Origin of the sequence: Bradyrhizobium sp. R2.2-H (genome assembly GCF_004346455.1) — a bacterium.
Taxonomy (GTDB): Bacteria; Pseudomonadota; Alphaproteobacteria; order Rhizobiales; family Xanthobacteraceae; genus Bradyrhizobium; species Bradyrhizobium diversitatis.
In genome coordinates this window covers 1-16,515 of record NZ_SMBR01000027.1, presented here as the reverse complement: position 1 = coordinate 16,515, position 16,515 = coordinate 1, and the positions used below count along the sequence as shown (strand labels likewise).

Below are 16,515 nucleotides of genomic sequence, written 5' to 3'. Positions count from 1 at the left end.
CTGTTGGCTGCACTTGGACATCACGAACACGCGGACAGGCCGCCCGGCCCGATCGGGCAGCTGCGCGCGCGGCTCGTCGGGGTGCTGCGGGCGGTGCCGATCCGCTGGCGCATCCTGTCGATCGCCGCGCTGAACTCCGCCGTGGTCGTGGTGCTGGTGGCGATGATTTGGAACGGCGCGCAGGTGCTGGGCTCGGCCTGGCACGACGTGCGCCAGGTGCGCGAGTCCGACCGGATCCTGGCGCTGCTCGAAAGCGAGACCGGACGCCTCCAGAACCTGATCCACCGCTATATCAACCAGCCGAGCCCCGACCTGTTCGCCGAGATCCTCCTGCTGCGCGAGGCGGTGCTGGGCACGCTGACCAACCGCGCTGCCAAGGACCCGATGCTGTCGGGCTCGGTCGAGGAGCTGGAGCGCACCACCGATCGCTTCCTCAACGGCTTCGGCGAACTGCGCAGCGTGCAGGCGACGATCGCCAAGACCTACGAGGAGCAGGTGCAGGGCCCGGCCAGGGACATGGCCGGCCTCTACTCCATCATCGAGGGCGCCACTGGCCATCGCGACGCGCTGATCTGGCCCTCGCTCGGCAAGTCCCGCGAGGCCTTCACCGCGATGCTGGTGGCGGCCAATTCCTACTACCTGTCGCAATCATCGGGCGCCGCCGACGACGCGCGCCGCAACACCGAGACGATCGAGAAGACCATCCCGGTCATGATCGATCTCGCCGACAACGACCTCCAGAAGATGGCTCTGCGGCGGCTTGCGGCCCGCACGATGGCGCTGCGCGAGGGCTTTGCCAAGCTCTCCGAGCGGCTCGCGAGCCGCACCGAGCTGCTCCGCAGCACCATCGACGCCAGCCAGGCCGAGGCGATCGGCGCCATCGACGACCTCTCGAGCAAGATGCGCCAACGCGAGCAGAAGGCGCAGGAGACCTTCGACCGCACGCTCGCCGACATTTCCCGCCGGGTGCTGTCCATCGCAGTCATCTTCCTCGGCATCATCCTCAGCGCCGGCGTGCTGATCGCACTGTCGATCCGCCTGCCGCTGCAGCAGATCATGACCGCGATGCGTGCGATCACGCTCGGCGACCTCGATCGCGAGGTGCAGGGCACCAAGGCGCGCGACGAGGTCGGCGCCATGGCACGCGCGGTGGAGGTGTTCCGCGAGAACGCGATCGCCAAGCGCGAGACCGAGGACGAGCTGCGCGCGTCCAAGGAGAAGGCCGAGAGCGCGCTGCTCGAGCTCAATACCGCGCAGCAGAATTTGATCGATGCCGAACGGCTGGCGGCGCTCGGCGGCCTGGTTGCCGGCGTCGCGCACGAGGTCAACAACCCGATCGGCATCAGCCTCACGGTGGCCTCCAGCCTGGCCCGGCGCACCGAGATCTTCGAGGCCCAGCTCAAGGGCGAGGGCGGCCTGCGCCGGTCACAGCTGGAGGAATTCGTGCAGTCCTCACGCGACGCCTCGCAGCAGCTCGTCGCCAACCTCCAGCGCGCCGGCGAGCTGATCCAGTCTTTCAAGCAGGTTGCGGTGGATCGCTCGCATATCGAGCGGCGGCAATTCTCGCTCAGCGAAGCCACCGAGCAGATCATCGCCAGCCTGCGCCCGGTGTTGAAGCGGTCGCCGATAACGCTTCAGGTCGACGTGCCCGAGGGGCTGCTGCTCGACGGCTATCCCGGCTCCTACGGCCAGATCCTGACCAACCTGTTTCTCAACGCCGCCAACCATGCCTTCGCCGACGGGCGCGCCGGCACGATCGCGATCTCGGCGCGGCCGCGCGGGAGCGACGACATCGAAATCAGCTTCGCCGACGACGGCGCCGGCATGACCCCCGACGTGCAGCGCCAGGCCTTTGACCCTTTCTTTACCACCCGGCGCAATGAAGGCGGCACGGGACTTGGCCTGCATATCGTCTATAACCTCGTCACCCAGCAGCTCGGCGGCCGCATGGTGCTGGAATCCAAGCTGGGACAAGGCACTACTTTTCGCATTATCATGCCCCGGGTCGCCAAGGGCGGCACGCAAAGCACAGAAAGTGACGGATCTTCGCAATGGCCGAACAGGACGATGTCCTCCACCTGATCGACGATACCGGTACCACGTCGGAGGATAGCAACGCCCGGAAGTGGAAGATCGCCGTCATCGACGACGATCCGGCCGTGCATGACGGCACCCGTTTCGCGCTGTCCGACTACAGCCTCAACGGCCAGAGCCTGGAGATCCTCTCGGCCTATTCCGCAGCGGAAGGCCGCAAGCTGATGGCCGAGCACAATGACATCGCCGCCGTACTGCTCGACGTCATCATGGAGACCGACGTCGCCGGCCTCGAACTGGTCGAGTTCATCCGCAACGAGATCCGGAACGAGACCGTGCGCATCATCCTGCGCACCGGCCAGCCCGGCCAGGCGCCGGAGCGGCGCGTGATCGTGCAGTACGACATCAACGACTACAAGGCCAAGACCGAGCTCACCGCCGACAAGCTGTTCACCTCCCTGACCGCGGCGCTGCGCTCCTATCAGCAGCTCGAGCGCATGGTGCAGACGCGGCGCGGGCTGGAGATCATCATCGACGCCGCCTCGACGCTGTACGACTTCAAGTCGATGCAGCGGCTCGCCGAGGGCGTGCTGACCCAGCTCGCCTCGCTGCTCAACGTCGATTGCGCCGGCATCCTGGTCCTGCGCGACAATGGCGGCGTCGACCCCGAGCTCTCGGTGCTCGCCGGCAGCGGCTGCTACAGCCGCTTCATCGGCACCACCACGTCGAAGGCGCTCGATCCCGACCTGCGCGAGATGGTCGAGGCCGCGTTCCAGCGCCGCAAGAACGAATTCGCCGACCACCGCAGCGTGATCTATCTGCGCACCGGAAGCGGCCGCGAGGTCGTGGTGCTGCTCCAGGCCGAGCGCGAGCTGTCGGAGACCGACCGCTCGCTGGTCGAGATCTTCTCCTCCAGGCTCTCGATCGCCTTCGACAACGTGATCCTCTACCAGCAGCTGCAGGACGCCAACACCCAGCTCGAGGACCGCGTCGCCCAGCGCACCCGCGCGCTGATGCAGGCCAATCGCCGGCTCTCGGCGCAATGGCTGCGGCTGCAGCGCGCCAACGGCTTCAAGAACGAGATTCTGGGCACCGTCGCGCACGACCTGAAGAATCCGCTCGGGGTCATTCTCGGCCGCACCGAGATGCTGAAGGAGCTGATCTCGACCGGCGCCTCGGAAAGCGGCGTGGCCGCCCAGGTCGACCACATTCGCGACGCCACCAAGCGCCTGACCACGATGGTCGATCACCTGATCTCGGATGCGATGGCCGATGCCTTCGACATCACCATCCGCCGCGAGCCGGTCGACGTCGCCGCGCTGGCCAAGGAGGTTGCCGACGCCAACCAGCCGCTCGCGGTCAACAAGCAGCAGGCGATCAGCGTCACCGCGCCGCCCAACATCGTCACCATGTGCGACACCGACCGCATCCGAGAGGCGATCGACAATCTCATCAGCAACGCCATCAAATATTCTCCGATCGGCGGCAAGATCGACGTGGCCGTCAGCCATGAGGGCAGCGACACCATCGTCCGCGTCAGCGACGAGGGCGCCGGCCTGTCGCCGGAGGATCTCGGCCGCCTGTTCGGCCGGTTCCAGCGGCTGTCGGCAAAGCCGACCGCCGGCGAGAGCTCGACGGGGCTTGGGCTCTCCATCGTCAAGCGTATCATCGACATGCATGGCGGCGAGGTAACCGCCGACAGCGACGGCCCCGGCAAGGGATCGACCTTCACCATCACCCTCCCCGCGACTGAAACGCCGTGATGCAGAGCCCATGACCCAAAGCCAGCACATCATGATCGTCGACGACGAGGCCCCGGCCCGGGAGATGGTCGGCGACTACCTCAAGATGCACGGCTTCACCGTGACGCTGTGCGACGGCGGCAAGAGCCTGCGCGCCGCGATCCAGGGCAGCATGCCCGACCTCGTCGTGCTCGATCTCAACATGCCCGAGGAAGACGGGCTCTCGATCATTCGCGACCTCAAGAGCCGCATCAACGTACCGGTGATCATGCTCACGGCGACCGCGAGCCCGATCGATCGCGTCGTCGGACTCGAGCTCGGCGCCGACGATTACGTGGCCAAGCCCTGCGAGCTGCGCGAGCTGATGGCGCGCATCCGCTCGGTGCTGCGGCGGAGCGTGCCGGCCAGGGCCGCAGTGCCCGAGGCGGCGGCGAAATCGGACAAGGAGCAGCTGGTGCGCTTCGGCACCAAATGGCTCGATCTCGAGGCGCAGGCGTTGCGCGACGACGAGGGCAACGAGCATCCGCTGACGGCCTCCGAGTTCGGGCTCCTCAAGGTGTTCGCGGCCAATCCGAAACGCGTGCTGTCGCGCGAGCGCCTGCTGGAATTGGCCAATGCGCGCGACGCCGAGGCCTTCGATCGCGCGGTCGATCTCCGCATCATGCGCATCCGCCGCAAGATCGAGCCCGACCCGGCCAAGCCGGCCGTGATCCGCACCATCCGCGGCGGCGGCTATCTGTTTTCGCCGGCCGGCGAAAAGGCGTAGGGCACGCGGCACCCACAGCTGTCGTCCCGGACAAGCGCGCCTCAAGCGCGCGCCGATCCGGGACCCATAGCCACAGGGCGCGGTTTGGCGAAGACTCGGAGTTGGCAGCTCCCGCCACGACTTCTTCCTGGGGTTATGGGTCCCGGGTTCGCTTCGCGCCCCGGGACGACAGGGGTGCGTGTGGCGCGACCGAACGCAAATCGCCGGGATTCGTTCCGCCGCGTCCCGGTCCGCCTCGAAATCTCCCTCCCCGTATTTCCCGTACATTGAAATTCCACGCCTTTTTGTCCCGATTGTTTCGTCGCGGCCGCTGCGACGAAACAATTTGACGGCGCACGAAACCATTTTCGCCTTTTCGTGCAGACATCCCGAAACGTTGGCTGATTAACACTTCGACCCAAGGAAACGCCGCTCGGTTGCGGCGCTACGGGGAGCAAAGTCAATGCCGAACGTCATCGCCATCAACGCCCAAGCCAGCCAGAGCATCATCGCCGCTCAGGCGACCTCGGACGACATGCTCCTCGAGAGCATTGCCGACGGCAACCGGACGGCCATGCACATTCTCTATTGCCGGCACAATGTGCGGGTGTACCGCTTCATCCTGCGCATCGTGCGCGATGCCACCACTGCGGAAGACCTGGTCAGCCAGGTGTTTCTGGACGTGTGGCGGACCGCCGGCCAATTCCAGGGCCGCTCGCAGGTCTCGACCTGGCTGCTTTCGATCGCCCGCTTCAAGGCGCTGACCGCGATGCGCCAGCGCCGCTTCGAGGACATCGACCAGGAAGATGTGCGCCAGATTGCCGATGGTGCCGACACGCCGGAGACTTCGCTCGACCGCAGCGACACCAGCGCCATCCTGCGCGCCTGCGTGCAGAAGCTGTCGCCCGCGCATCGGGAGATCATCAACCTCGTCTACTATCACGAGAAATCGGTGGAGGAGGTCGGGCAGATCATCGGCATCCCCCAGAGCACGGTGAAGACGCGGATGTTCTACGCCCGCAAGCAACTGGCCGATTTGCTTAAGGGTGCCGGCGTCGATCGTTTCGCCGCCTAACTCCAATCAATTCAACGGGGTAGGACCGCATCGCAGGCCCTGCCCCCGGACACGGAAGTGTTACCGCCGACGAAACAATTGAAACAACGCGCAACATCAGGCGGAAAAACTTCCCTCCTATAAAGCCCACATACGGTTTTCGTTAAACCTCCCAAGACCTCCAGCGACCCGGACGATGCCCCCGTCCGGGTCGTTTTGTATTTGGGGGTGAAACGGCCTTGAGAGGGCCATGACGACCTCCGCGACTGCCGCGCCGTCACGACCCCGTGACGTTGCGTAACGGGCGACGTGTCAGGCGCGAACTGCCTTCGTGACCCCATCCACGAGGGCCAATGCTCGACCTCCTCTTCGCCGTCCTTGCCGGCCTCCTCACCATTGCCGCGCCCTGCACGCTGCCGATGCTGCCGATCCTGCTCGGCGCCTCGATCGGGCGCGTCGGACATCTGCGGCCGGCGATGATCGCGCTCGGCTTCGTCGTCTCGTTCTCCGCAGTCGCCCTGCTGCTCGGTGCGATCACGCGGCTGCTCGATTTCGACCCGAACGTGCTGCGCGAAGCCGCATCGATCCTGCTGCTCGGATTCGGCCTGCTGATGCTGTGGCCGGCGCCGTTCGAGTGGCTGTCGGCACGACTCAATGGCTGGCTCGATCTCGGCAATTCGAACGGCGCGCAGCGCGAGGGCGCACTGGGTGGCCTCGTGCTCGGCACCACGCTGGGCCTGGTCTGGACGCCCTGCGCCGGCCCGGTGCTCGGCTCGATCCTGACGCTGGTCGCGACCTCGAAGGATGTTGCCTGGGCCGGCACGCTGCTGGTCGCCTACGCCATCGGCGCGGCGATTCCGATGCTGGCGATCGCCTATGGCGGACAGGCCGCCACCACGCGCGTGCGCAGCCTCGCGCGCATCTCGCCGCGGCTGCAACAGGGCTTTGGCGTCGTCGTGATCGGCTTCGCCGTCGCGGCGTATTTCCAATACGACACGCTGATCGTGGCGTGGCTCACCCGCTTCTATCCCACCGGCCAGATCGGCCTCTGACCGTCGAAGATTTCACCCGGAGGACGCTTCCATGACTCTCAAACTGCTCGCCGCTTCCGCCGCACTGATCGGCTTCACCGTCACCGGCGCCGTCATCCCCGGCGTCTGCGACGAGGTTTCCCGCGCAAGCCCCGTCCGCGTCGCCGCCGCAAGCCAACAGACCGCGCCCGACTTCACCGGCATCAACAACTGGTTCAACTCGAAACCGCTCAGCATCGCCGACCTCCGCGGCAAGGTCGTGCTGGTCGACTTCTGGACCTATGGCTGCGTCAACTGCGTCAACACGCTGCCGCACGTCACCAGCCTCTATGCCAAGTACAAGGACAAGGGCCTCGTCGTGGTCGGCGTACACACGCCGGAATTCCCGTTCGAACGGTCGGCCGCGAACGTGCAGGCCGCGCTGAAGCGCCACGGCATTACCTATCCGGTGGCGCAGGACAATGATTCCAAGACCTGGAACGCCTATCGCAACCAATATTGGCCGGCGCAGTACATCATCGACCGGAGCGGCAAGATCGTGTTCCAGCACGCCGGCGAAGGCAGCTACGACCAGATCGACCGCACGGTGGCGAGGCTGCTGAACCTCGACAGCTGATGCCGCACGGCGAGCACGCGGCAGGTCTCGGTTGTCGCCCTTGTTGCTTGACTCCACGGACCCGTCCGTGGAGTTTCGCAGGCGATGCAATCAGCCGCCGCAATGGACGACACGACCAGCCATAGCGACATTCGCCTTCGTGAAGGCGCCTCGATCGCCCAGCGGCTGGTGATGTCCGGCTTTGCGGCCGCGGTTGCGCTGTGCTTCACGCCGGGCCTGTTCACGCGCGACATCCTGGAAATCGTGATCTCCGTGGTCGCGCTGCTCGTGGGGGCGGGCTTCGTCGTCGGCATCATGATGGCGCCGGCGGTGGTGTGGATCATCACACCGAGCGAGATCCTGATCGGGCAGCAGCGCCCGTTCGGAAAGCTCCGCACGCGGGTCGTGCCCAAGGACGACATCAGGGAATTGCAGGTTCCCGGCGACAAGAGGGTGAAAGCGCGTTTCCAGCTTGCCTTCACGCTGGCCTCGGGGGAACGTCTGACGTCCCCGCCGATCTCGGACGTCACGCATGTGCGTGACACCGTGACCCGGATCGCCACGCAATTCGGCGTTCCCAATGTCGAGGCACCTCGCAATCCGCTCGATGCCAGCAATCCCGAGATGCATCTCGGCGAACCGATCGAGCCGTTTCCGGCGCGGGACATCTACATCGTTGCACTGATCGCGGTCGTTGTGAGCGCCGTTCCCTATGCCTACAAGCTCTGGCGAGGCCTGCCGCCGGGCCCGATCGACATCGCGCTGTTGCCCGCCGGCGCGATCGCGGCGTTCGTCGTCTACAGATACGCCAACCTCGTCACCGGTGCCTTCTGGATCATCCGGCCGGCCGACATTCGCATCGAGCGCCTGTGGGGCGATGGCAGCCTGCGCGCGGACCAGATCGAGGGACGCGACGTGAAGACGATCACGGTCGAGCGCCGCGGCCGGTCCGAGGACGAGCACTGCATCGTCGTGATCCGGTTGCACTCGGGGCGGCGATTTCGCAGCCCCCGCATCGGATCGCGAGCCGAGGCGCGCGCCGTGGCGGTCGAGATCGTTCGGCGCCTCGGAATTGCGGCGGAAAGCAACAAGATTTAGCTGCACCCGGCGCCGATTATCGAAGTCGATCTCCCCGCAAGCTCTCTCGGAGCCTCTCCCGCAGGCAAGCGGGAGCGGAGCGCGGTACCGCCTCGCCGCGACGATCACTGCTTTTCGCGCCATCCCCTGTTCGTGGCATTGCTCCGGCCCGTCAAAAAGCCAAAGTATTCTCGTGACATACCAGGGCGGCGCGCCATCAACTTGCCATGAACTTGCCCCTCAGGTTTGATGGTTCATGATTGATTTGCGCTGTGGCAGCGGGGAGAGCTTTACATGACGGATTTTCGTCGCCTGACCGGGATGTTTGTGGCTGCGATGGGCCTGATTCTGTCCGCGCCGCAGGCCTTCGCCCAGCAGCCGGACCGCGGTGACGAGCCGGGCCTGATCGCGGATGACGGCTACCAGCTCGATCCGGAATGGCAGAAGCAGGTGGTCTACTTCCGCACCACCGAGCCGCCGGGAACGATCATCGTCTCGACCGCAGAGCGGCACCTCTATCTGGTGCAGCCCGGCGGGCGCGCGATCCGCTATGGCATCGGCGTCGGCCGCGACGGTTTCCAGTGGCAAGGACTGGTGACCATCACCAACAAGAAGGAATGGCCGGACTGGACGCCGCCGCCGGAGATGATCCAGCGCCAGCCCTATCTGCCACGCTTCATGGCCGGCGGCCCCGGCAATCCGTTGGGAGCCCGCGCCATGTATCTCGGCACCACCGTCTACCGCATCCACGGCACCAACCGCCCGGACACGATCGGCACCAAGGTGTCGTCCGGCTGCTTCCGCCTCGTCAACAATGACGTTGCCGATCTCTATGATCGCGTTCCTGTTGGCACCAAGGTGGTCATCCGGCAGAAGCCCGAGCTTTAGAGCTTATGGTTCGAGCATGATCTTTCGGACGGCCGCTTCGCGCTTCGCGCTCACGCGGCCCTCCGGATCCGGATCATGCTCTCCGTCCTCGCCTGATTCCTTTTCCCGGTATTTCGAGAGAACAACATGATGCGCACTTTTCGTGGCGGCCTGCTGATCGGGCTTGCCGTCGCCGTGCTGGTCGCCGTCCTGGCCATCATCTATGAATTCTACGACACCCGCACCTTGAAGCGCACCGTTCGCCGGGGCGAAGTGCTGTGCGGCGTCAACAAGGGCCTGCCGGGCTTCTCGATCCCCGACGACAAGGGCAACTGGACCGGCTTCGACGTCGATTTCTGCCGCGCGGTCGCCGCAGCGATCTTCGACGATCCAGGCAAGGCGAAGTTCGTTCCGCTCGACGCCAATGAGCGTTTCAAGGAGCTGCAGAGCCGCAAGGTCGACATCCTCTCGCGCAATACGACCTGGAGCATGGCGCGCGAGCTCGACTACGACCTGTATTTTCCGGCCGTGGCCTATTACGACGGCGTCGGCTTCATGGTGCCGCGCACGCGCAACAAGGAGACCTCGCTGGACCTGACCGGCAGCAAGGTCTGCGTGCAGAGCGGAACCACGACCACACTCAACGTCGCCGATTACTTCCGCATCAACAACATGAAGTATGAAGAGGTGAAGTTCGATAACCTCAACGATGTCGTGAAGGCCTACGACACCGGCAGGTGCGACACGCTCTCGGCCGACGTCTCCCAGCTTTACGCGCTGCGGCTGAACCTCACGAAACCCGGCGACCACATGATCCTGCCGGACATGATCTCCAAGGAGCCGCTCGCCCCCGTCGTGCGTCAGCGCGACGACGATTGGATGATGATCGTGAAATGGACGCTGTACGCCATGATCAACGCCGAAGAGCTCGGCGTCACCTCTGAGAACATCGACGAAGCCCTGAAGTCGAAGAAGCCGGAAGTGATGCGCCTCGTCGGCACCGAAGGCCGTTACGGCGAGCAGCTCGGCCTCACCAAGGACTGGGCGGCGCGCATCATCCGCCACGTCGGCAATTACGGCGAGATGTATGACCGAAACATCGGCGAGAAGTCCAAGCTGAAGATCCCGCGCGGCATGAACCAGCTGTGGAATGCCGGCGGCGTGCAGTACGCACCGCCAATGCGGTAAGACGGTCTCTCCGCCGTCATCGCGAGCTTGAGCCAGGGCTCGCGCCACGCTCTCAATCGTCATGCCCGGGCCTGTCCGGGGCATCCACGTTTTTGAAGCACGTCAAGAACGTGGATGGCCGGGACAGCCCGGCCATGACGGCTTGCATTACTGCCGCAGCCCGCATCAGCGAAGCGATATGCGGGGCCAGCGCCCGCGGCATTCCCGGATGTCGCTTCGCTCATCCGGGCTACAAGTTCAGCTGTCATCGCCCGCGCAGGCGGGCGATCCAGTATTCCAGAGACAGCGGGGCGGAGAAGCCGCGGCGTACTGGATTCCCCGCTGGAGCCTGTCATCGGGCTCGCCGAAGGCGAGACCCGGTGGCGGGGAATGACAGCAAGTGCGTTGCGGGGCCGTGCCGCGAAATTCCGCGTTCGGTGCTTCGGTTATCCAGGACGACGGGGAGCGCGCGGCAGCCCCTACGGCCGCACCAATGTGTAGCCGTTCTCCGCCAGGAACAGGATCTGCCCGACCCCCACCTGCACCGGCGTTGCAGCGGGGATGAACTCCGGCCGCCTGCCGGCTTCCCGCTCGATCGTATCGACGGTGTTGAGGCAGATGTCGAAGCGCACGCCCTGCGCGATCAGGCTCTCGACCTGCTTGCGGCGCTCGCTGCCGGCAAGAAGCAGGTCGATGCCGGGACCGAACACCACCACTTCGATCGCGATCTTGTCGGGATCGTAGGCCTTCAGCAGGTTGTTGGCGACGCTCAGCACCAGCGCCTGCTTCCTCGCATCGCCGTCGGAGAGTTGCAGCACGATTTTGTGCTCGGCGAACGGCTTGTCCTGGAGCGGCACCTGTTGTGCCAGAGCGGGCGGGGCCGCCGCCCAGACGAGCAGTGCCGGCATCATCGCGGCCAAGAGCTGCGATCGCATCATCCCTGTCCTGCAATGCCTGGATTGCCCTCGACTCCCTTCAGCGTCACGCCGGAGCCTAGCCGCTCCGGCAACATCCGGCCCGAACGCAGATATTTGCCGACGACCTCCCACACCGGCGCGCCCTGCTGGCCGTTGACCGAAGCCCAGCCCGCGACCTTGTAGCGGTGTCTGGCGCTGAGCGTCTTGCCGCTGCCAAGCCTCAGCTCCGAAATGCGGCTGCCGATCGCGGCTGTCGGCGTGCAGGTGTAGCTGAGCCCGCCGACGCGCACCATGTCACCGCCCTGCTGGTAATAGGGATCGGCGTTGAAGAGATTGTCGCAGACGTCTTCCAGCACGTCCTTGATCTGGGCTCCCGTCATGTCCTGCACATAGGTCTCGGGATAGGTGATCGCGGTTTCCGCGAGCAGATCCTCCATGGTCAGCGCCTGGCCGGGCAGCGCGGTGACGCCCCAGCGGAAGCCCGGCGACAGCGCGATCTCGGCGTCGAGCTCGGCACGCAGCGCGGTACAGATCAATTCGTCGACGGGCCCGGAGAAATTGTCGCGGCGGTAGAGCAGGCGATCCGGCGTTGCGATCTTCTCCGACCAGTCGCTCACATGCGGCGCGCGCAGCCGGCCGATCAGCTCGGCCATGGCAGGGTCGGGCTTCAGCAGCTCGGAATAGACCGGCAGCAGATGATAGTGGACGTCGCTGACCTTGCCCTTGTCGAGTGCAAGATCGAGCACGGCCAGGAATTTCCCGTTGGAGCCGGCATTGGTGACGAGCGTCGTGCCGCCCGCATTCTTCACGGCAATCGGCTGCGGTACGGCATCGTGGGTGTGGCCGCCGAGGATGACGTCGATGCCGGTGACCCGGCTTGCGAGCTTGAGGTCCACATCCATGCCGTTGTGCGACAGCAGGACGACGGCATCGACCTTGTCGGTGCCCCGCAAGGCATCGACATGCTTCTGCAACTCCTCCTCGCGGATGCCGAAGCTCCAGTCCGGTGTGAATCGTTTCGGATGCGCGATCGGAACGTAAGGGAAGGCTTGGCCGACGATCGCGACGCGATGCCCGCCGATCTCCTTGATCATCGAAGGCTTGAACACGCGGCCGGTGGCCTTGTCGAAGGCGGGGGCGTCGTTGAACGCGGCTTCCTCGGTCAGGAACACGTTCTGCGCCAGGAACTCGCCCTTGAAGCGCTCGAGATTGTCGCGCAGCGCCTGCTCGCCATAGGTGAATTCCCAATGCCCGGTCATCGCCTCGATGCCGAGCAGATTGGCGACTTCGACCATGTCGCGGCCCTTCATGACGTTGGCAAGCCCGGTGCCCTGCCAGAGATCGCCGCCGTCGACGAGCAGCGAGCGCCTCTCGCCGACATCGGCGCGCAAGCGGTCGACCAGCGTCTTCAGGTGGGCAAAGCCGCCGAGCTTGCCGAAGCGGCCTGCGGACTTTTCGAACTCGAAGCAGGTGAAGGCATAGGCATCCGCGCTGTCGGGCCGGATGCCGAACCGTTCCAGGAAGGCGCGGCCGACCAGATGCGGCGGCCGTCCCGCCATCTCACCGATGCCGATATTGACGCTGGGCTCGCGGAAATAGACCGGATTGAGCTGCGCGTGCGTGTCGGTGATGTGCAGGATCCGCGCGTTGCCGAACCGCTCGAGGTCGTAGATGCCAGCGGTCTCGGTGCCGCGGGCCAGCCGCGGCAGGCCGAGCGTCGCGGCGGCAAGGCCTGCACTTCTCAGGAAATCGCGGCGGCGGATCGCCATCCAAGAATTCTCCGCGCCTCTCGTGATCGTCGGACTATTCCACTCAGGCGCAGTCTAGCGGATTTCCATCGCCTTCCAGGCTTCTTTTTCGGACGTGGCCTGGAAGATCGATGCCTTCGCCAGCGCCTCGGCCTCCCTGGCTGCGGCAGCAGCACGGTCGAAATCGCCGCCGTCGGCAGCCTTCTTCGCGGCCGCCAGCGCAGATACGGTCACGGTCCATTGATTGCGCATGCCGGCGGCCTCCTTGGAGGCGGCTTCGGCGGCGGCATAGGCCGCCTTGTAGTCCGCCTCGTTCGCCGCGCGCGCGGACGGCGCAAGGCTCAACGTGAGCAGCATGGCGAGAGCAAGTGACCGCTTCATGGCCGCGCTCCCGGTCCCGAGATCGGCAGGCCATTGGCGACATAGGACAGGAAATATTCGACGTCGCGATATTCGTCCGATTGCGGCTCCAGCGGAACCGCGCGGGTCTGGCTGTTGCAGGTGACGAAGCGGCGGCTGGTGGTGCCCATGCCGCTCCATTCGGAGCGGTAGATCGGCATCGCATTGAGGATGCCGAGCGCCGGTGCCAGGGTCTCGGCACGGATGCGCTCACCCGGGCTCTGCACATGGCAGCTGGCGCAGGAGAAATTCATCTGGCCGCGCCGGGTGTAGAAATAGCGCTTGCCGTTCTCGTACGCCGCCAGCGCACGGGGATCGTCGGGAATCTTGATGTCCATCGGCTTGCCGCGCGAGGTATAGGCCATGTAGGCGGTGAGCGAGGCCATCTCGTCCTTGACGTAGGAATAGGGCGCTTCGCCATTGGTCTCGCGGCAGCGGTTGAGTGCGAGCTCCAGCGTGACGACCTTGCCTTCCTTCTCGTCGAAATAGGGATAATTCTGTCGGATCCCGATGCCGCCGTTCGGGAAGCAGTCGGCGTAGGTCTTGCCGTTCTTGAAGGGGGTCGAGAACATCTCCTTGCCGGCATCGAGCGCGAACTCGTAGGGCGGGAATTCCTCCTTCTCCTGCCACTGCCGCTTCATGTCCTCGTTCATGGAATAAGGACCGTTGACGAAGTCCTCGTGCTTCACGTTCGGAAACTTCTGGAAGAAGAAATTCTGGAACGCCCTGGCATCGGCGACGGGATCGACCTTGTCGGCCGCGACGACACGCGTTGCGGCGAAAGCGAGCGTCGCGAGCGCGACGAAGGCTGAGCCGAGCAAAACGGTGGCGCGCTGTTTCATCACGCGATCTTCGCGGTCGTCGTATCCGACGCCCCCTTGTTGTCGGTCCAGGAGATCTTGAGCTCGTCGCCCTTCTTGGCGCCCCTGAAGCTGAACTTGACGTAGGGGTCCTTGGAGACCGCAGTGCCCCAATCGGCGACGAAGACGTCCTTGCCGTTCCATTCGAACTTCAGCTCCTGGATGAAGTGCGCCGGAATCGGCTCGCCCTTGGAATCCTTGACCAGGCCGGTGTCCATGGGGTGCTGGATCAGCGTCTGCACCTCGGTGATGTCGCCGTTGGATGTCGCGCGCACGCGAATGCTGGATGCCATGTCGAAATGCCTCGCTTAGCCGCCGCAGCCGCCGACGGTGACCTTGACCTCTTTGGTCGCGCTGTAGAGCTTGCCGTCGGCTTCCACGATCGCGGTCAATCTGGTGGTCTTGGCCATCTTCAGCCGGTTGGCGACGGCAGGGATCGTGCCCTCGGGAATCCTGTAGCTTGCCGCGAGCGCGTTCGGGTTCTCGGCCACGAAGAACGAGATCGAGGTCACCTTGTCGAGCGACGTCGTCACCGAAATCGGCACCACGCCGCCGTTCTCGGCGATCTCCGGCGCGTCGAGCTTGACCTTGTCGGACGGCTCCGCGGTCCTGCCATAGAGGGCCTTGATCGCGTCGGCCTCGTTCTTCTGCTTGAACGCCTCTTCCGGATACTTGTCGTTGGCCGCGGCGCGCGCGGGAGCGGCGCCGAACGGCAGATTGCCGAGGCCGAGCAACGCGACGGAGGCTGCGCCCTGAAGGATCAGGCGCCGCGTCGGATGAGCGCCGGTGGTCGTGGTCATATCAAGTCTCCGGGGCAGCCGGCCGTTACAGGGTCTGCAGGAAATCAACGATCGCGTTGATCTCCTGTTCGGTCAAAATCCGGTTCCGGCCGAACGGCGGCATCATGGTTTGCGGATTGCGCTTGGTCTCGTCGAAGATGATGGCGAACAGCTCGTTGCGATCGGGGTATTTGGCCTTGATGTCCTTCAGTTCCGGCCCGATCGTTCCCGGCAGATCACCGCCTTTGATGACGTGGCAGGTCAGGCAGTTGCCCTTGCCGCGGTCGAAGGCGAGCTTCTGGCCCGCGGCCACGGTCGACTGCGCCCGCGCCGGGGCCGCAGCCGCGCCCGCGATAAGGGCCAGCGCAACCAGCAGGGCGGGCTTGCAAGGAAAGACGGTCAAGGCATCGTCCGGAGCGGTATGTCGATGATGTCGTTTGCGGAATGGTTCAAAAGCACAAAGGCGAGAGCCTGACAATCAACACTATGCACGCGGCAAAATGGAGTTAATATCCCGCGCACATTGCAACCGATGAGATAGTTCGTTCATCGGATCGACTGGAATTAGCAAATTATTCTCGGGCCGTTTGGCCCTGAAACCGTGTTTTCTGTTTCACATTATTGGGGACGTCACTTGGCTGAATATGTCGTCGAATTTGGCAGGGATGGCGGACGGGTCGAGCCGGATGGCCGGCTCGATGCGCCGGCCTTTCATCGCAATCACGAGCCGATCTGGGCCGCGCTGGAAAAGTATCTCGCGGGCTGCACCGGCAACGTGGTGGAACTCGGCAGCGGAACCGGTCAGCACGTGGTTCATTTCGCCCGCCACGCGCCCGACCTGATCTGGTGGCCGAGCGACCTCAATCAGCGCCATCTCAGGAGCATCGAAGCCTGGCGGGTGCATGCGGGCCTGCCGAACATCCGCTCGCCCCTGCGGATCGATCTCACCGATCCCGACTGGTGTCCGGAGATGAAGAGCGGGCTGGGGCCGACAAGCCTTGCGGCCGTGTTCTGCGCCAATGTCATTCACATCGCGCCCTGGGCCGTGGCCGAAGGCCTGTTCGCCGGCGCCGGTCGATACTTGCGCGCCGACGGCAAGCTGTTCCTCTACGGCCCCTTCAAGCGCGACGGCAAGCACACCGCGCTCAGCAATGCGGTGTTCGACACCTCCTTGCGCGAGGGCAATCCCGATTGGGGCGTACGCGATATCAGCGATGTCGAGACACTGGCGAAAGGCGCAGGCCTTCGCCTTGTCGATACCGTCGAGATGCCCGCGAACAATCTCACGCTGGTGTTTGCACGCTGAGCCGTTGCTGGCTTGGGCCCGGGTGCGCGCCGCAACGGCGCTGCGCTCCCTCCCCCCTTGTGGGGGAGGGCGGGGGAGAGGGGTAGCCCAGCAAAAGGTCTAGAGCGTTTCACATTTTGATTGAAGCATAACCGGCGCTTGCGAAGTAGTTTGCGCATTCGCGAGGCTGGATGTCTTGGACGAGGTGACCGATA

The 16,515-nt window shown here is 64.9% G+C and carries 17 protein-coding genes; 10 read left to right on the top strand and 7 right to left on the bottom strand.

Annotated features, from left to right (window positions below; all coding sequences use genetic code 11):
* The first annotated feature begins 3 nt into the window (after nucleotides 1-3).
* The 9 genes from EDE08_RS37430 (at nucleotide 4) to EDE08_RS37390 (ending at nucleotide 10,333) form a co-directional block, all read left to right on the top strand.
* Nucleotides 4-2,082 carry a sensor histidine kinase gene (locus EDE08_RS37430; RefSeq protein ID WP_245524998.1) on the top strand — a complete coding sequence of 693 codons (2,079 nt, stop codon included), beginning with the start codon at nucleotides 4-6 and terminating at the stop codon, nucleotides 2,080-2,082.
* Nucleotides 2,052-3,797: an ATP-binding response regulator gene (locus tag EDE08_RS37425; protein WP_131874704.1), complete on the top strand. Its 1,746-nt coding sequence runs from the start codon at nucleotides 2,052-2,054 to the stop codon at nucleotides 3,795-3,797. Before EDE08_RS37430 ends, EDE08_RS37425 begins: the two co-directional genes overlap by 31 nt.
* A 10-nt stretch (nucleotides 3,798-3,807) precedes the next feature.
* Complete coding sequence (locus EDE08_RS37420; RefSeq protein WP_061879740.1) at nucleotides 3,808-4,542, top strand: response regulator; 735 nt, start codon at nucleotides 3,808-3,810, stop codon at nucleotides 4,540-4,542.
* Nucleotides 4,543-4,984: 442 nt separating this feature from the next.
* The gene (locus EDE08_RS37415; RefSeq protein ID WP_035674686.1) at nucleotides 4,985-5,596 is read left to right on the top strand and encodes a sigma-70 family RNA polymerase sigma factor; all 612 of its coding nucleotides are present in this window, start codon (nucleotides 4,985-4,987) and stop codon (nucleotides 5,594-5,596) included.
* A gap of 332 nt (nucleotides 5,597-5,928) precedes the next feature.
* Nucleotides 5,929-6,627 carry a cytochrome c biogenesis CcdA family protein gene (locus tag EDE08_RS37410; protein ID WP_131874705.1) on the top strand — a complete coding sequence of 233 codons (699 nt, stop codon included), beginning with the start codon at nucleotides 5,929-5,931 and terminating at the stop codon, nucleotides 6,625-6,627.
* Nucleotides 6,628-6,658: 31 nt separating this feature from the next.
* Nucleotides 6,659-7,222 (top strand): thioredoxin family protein, encoded by a 564-nt coding sequence (locus EDE08_RS37405; RefSeq protein ID WP_131874706.1) that lies wholly within the window; start codon nucleotides 6,659-6,661, stop codon nucleotides 7,220-7,222.
* Between the two features lie 102 nt (nucleotides 7,223-7,324).
* Nucleotides 7,325-8,299, top strand: a complete 975-nt coding sequence (locus EDE08_RS37400) for a hypothetical protein (RefSeq protein WP_131874719.1) — start codon at nucleotides 7,325-7,327, stop codon at nucleotides 8,297-8,299.
* A 273-nt stretch (nucleotides 8,300-8,572) separates the two neighbouring features.
* Nucleotides 8,573-9,166 carry a L,D-transpeptidase gene (locus EDE08_RS37395; RefSeq protein WP_131874707.1) on the top strand — a complete coding sequence of 198 codons (594 nt, stop codon included), beginning with the start codon at nucleotides 8,573-8,575 and terminating at the stop codon, nucleotides 9,164-9,166.
* Nucleotides 9,167-9,295: 129 nt separating this feature from the next.
* Entirely contained in the window at nucleotides 9,296-10,333 is a 1,038-nt protein-coding gene (locus EDE08_RS37390; protein WP_061880242.1) for an amino acid ABC transporter substrate-binding protein, read from the top strand.
* A 458-nt stretch (nucleotides 10,334-10,791) separates the two neighbouring features.
* Here the strand turns inward: EDE08_RS37390 and EDE08_RS37385 are convergent, their stop codons facing one another.
* Genes EDE08_RS37385 through soxX form a run of 7 tightly spaced genes read right to left on the bottom strand, consistent with a single transcriptional unit; the run spans nucleotide 10,792 to nucleotide 15,418 of the window.
* Nucleotides 10,792-11,250, bottom strand: coding sequence for a DsrE family protein (locus tag EDE08_RS37385; RefSeq protein ID WP_131874708.1), 459 nt, complete (start codon nucleotides 11,248-11,250; stop codon nucleotides 10,792-10,794).
* A complete protein-coding gene (soxB, locus tag EDE08_RS37380) occupies nucleotides 11,247-12,998 on the bottom strand; it encodes a thiosulfohydrolase SoxB (RefSeq protein ID WP_131874709.1) in 1,752 nt (583 codons plus the stop codon). Before soxB ends, EDE08_RS37385 begins: the two co-directional genes overlap by 4 nt.
* 54 nt (nucleotides 12,999-13,052) lie before the next feature.
* Nucleotides 13,053-13,358 carry a hypothetical protein gene (locus tag EDE08_RS37375; RefSeq protein ID WP_131874710.1) on the bottom strand — a complete coding sequence of 102 codons (306 nt, stop codon included), beginning with the start codon at nucleotides 13,356-13,358 and terminating at the stop codon, nucleotides 13,053-13,055.
* Nucleotides 13,355-14,218, bottom strand: coding sequence for a sulfur oxidation c-type cytochrome SoxA (gene soxA, locus EDE08_RS37370; protein ID WP_165936409.1), 864 nt, complete (start codon nucleotides 14,216-14,218; stop codon nucleotides 13,355-13,357). Before soxA ends, EDE08_RS37375 begins: the two co-directional genes overlap by 4 nt.
* Nucleotides 14,218-14,529, bottom strand: coding sequence for a thiosulfate oxidation carrier complex protein SoxZ (soxZ, locus tag EDE08_RS37365; RefSeq protein WP_131874712.1), 312 nt, complete (start codon nucleotides 14,527-14,529; stop codon nucleotides 14,218-14,220). Before soxZ ends, soxA begins: the two co-directional genes overlap by 1 nt.
* A 15-nt stretch (nucleotides 14,530-14,544) precedes the next feature.
* Nucleotides 14,545-15,036 carry a thiosulfate oxidation carrier protein SoxY gene (soxY, locus tag EDE08_RS37360; RefSeq protein WP_061879754.1) on the bottom strand — a complete coding sequence of 164 codons (492 nt, stop codon included), beginning with the start codon at nucleotides 15,034-15,036 and terminating at the stop codon, nucleotides 14,545-14,547.
* 25 nt (nucleotides 15,037-15,061) lie between these two features.
* Entirely contained in the window at nucleotides 15,062-15,418 is a 357-nt protein-coding gene (gene soxX, locus EDE08_RS37355) for a sulfur oxidation c-type cytochrome SoxX (RefSeq protein ID WP_131874713.1), read from the bottom strand.
* Nucleotides 15,419-15,649: 231 nt separating this feature from the next.
* On the opposite strand from soxX, the gene EDE08_RS37350 reads away from it, so the two are divergent.
* The gene (locus tag EDE08_RS37350) at nucleotides 15,650-16,321 is read left to right on the top strand and encodes a DUF938 domain-containing protein (RefSeq protein WP_131874714.1); all 672 of its coding nucleotides are present in this window, start codon (nucleotides 15,650-15,652) and stop codon (nucleotides 16,319-16,321) included.
* Nucleotides 16,322-16,515: the final 194 nt, after the last annotated feature.

Coding starts and splice junctions, on each gene's coding strand:
- EDE08_RS37425 (WP_131874704.1), top strand. CDS start 2,052: ATGGCCGAACAGGACGATGTCCTCCACCTGATCGACGATACCGGTACC.
- EDE08_RS37420 (WP_061879740.1), top strand. CDS start 3,808: ATGACCCAAAGCCAGCACATCATGATCGTCGACGACGAGGCCCCGGCC.
- EDE08_RS37415 (WP_035674686.1), top strand. CDS start 4,985: ATGCCGAACGTCATCGCCATCAACGCCCAAGCCAGCCAGAGCATCATC.
- EDE08_RS37410 (WP_131874705.1), top strand. CDS start 5,929: ATGCTCGACCTCCTCTTCGCCGTCCTTGCCGGCCTCCTCACCATTGCC.
- EDE08_RS37405 (WP_131874706.1), top strand. CDS start 6,659: ATGACTCTCAAACTGCTCGCCGCTTCCGCCGCACTGATCGGCTTCACC.
- EDE08_RS37400 (WP_131874719.1), top strand. CDS start 7,325: ATGGACGACACGACCAGCCATAGCGACATTCGCCTTCGTGAAGGCGCC.
- EDE08_RS37395 (WP_131874707.1), top strand. CDS start 8,573: ATGACGGATTTTCGTCGCCTGACCGGGATGTTTGTGGCTGCGATGGGC.
- EDE08_RS37390 (WP_061880242.1), top strand. CDS start 9,296: ATGCGCACTTTTCGTGGCGGCCTGCTGATCGGGCTTGCCGTCGCCGTG.
- EDE08_RS37385 (WP_131874708.1), bottom strand. CDS start 11,250: ATGATGCGATCGCAGCTCTTGGCCGCGATGATGCCGGCACTGCTCGTC.
- soxB (WP_131874709.1), bottom strand. CDS start 12,998: ATGGCGATCCGCCGCCGCGATTTCCTGAGAAGTGCAGGCCTTGCCGCC.
- EDE08_RS37375 (WP_131874710.1), bottom strand. CDS start 13,358: ATGAAGCGGTCACTTGCTCTCGCCATGCTGCTCACGTTGAGCCTTGCG.
- soxA (WP_165936409.1), bottom strand. CDS start 14,218: ATGAAACAGCGCGCCACCGTTTTGCTCGGCTCAGCCTTCGTCGCGCTC.
- soxZ (WP_131874712.1), bottom strand. CDS start 14,529: ATGGCATCCAGCATTCGCGTGCGCGCGACATCCAACGGCGACATCACC.
- soxY (WP_061879754.1), bottom strand. CDS start 15,036: ATGACCACGACCACCGGCGCTCATCCGACGCGGCGCCTGATCCTTCAG.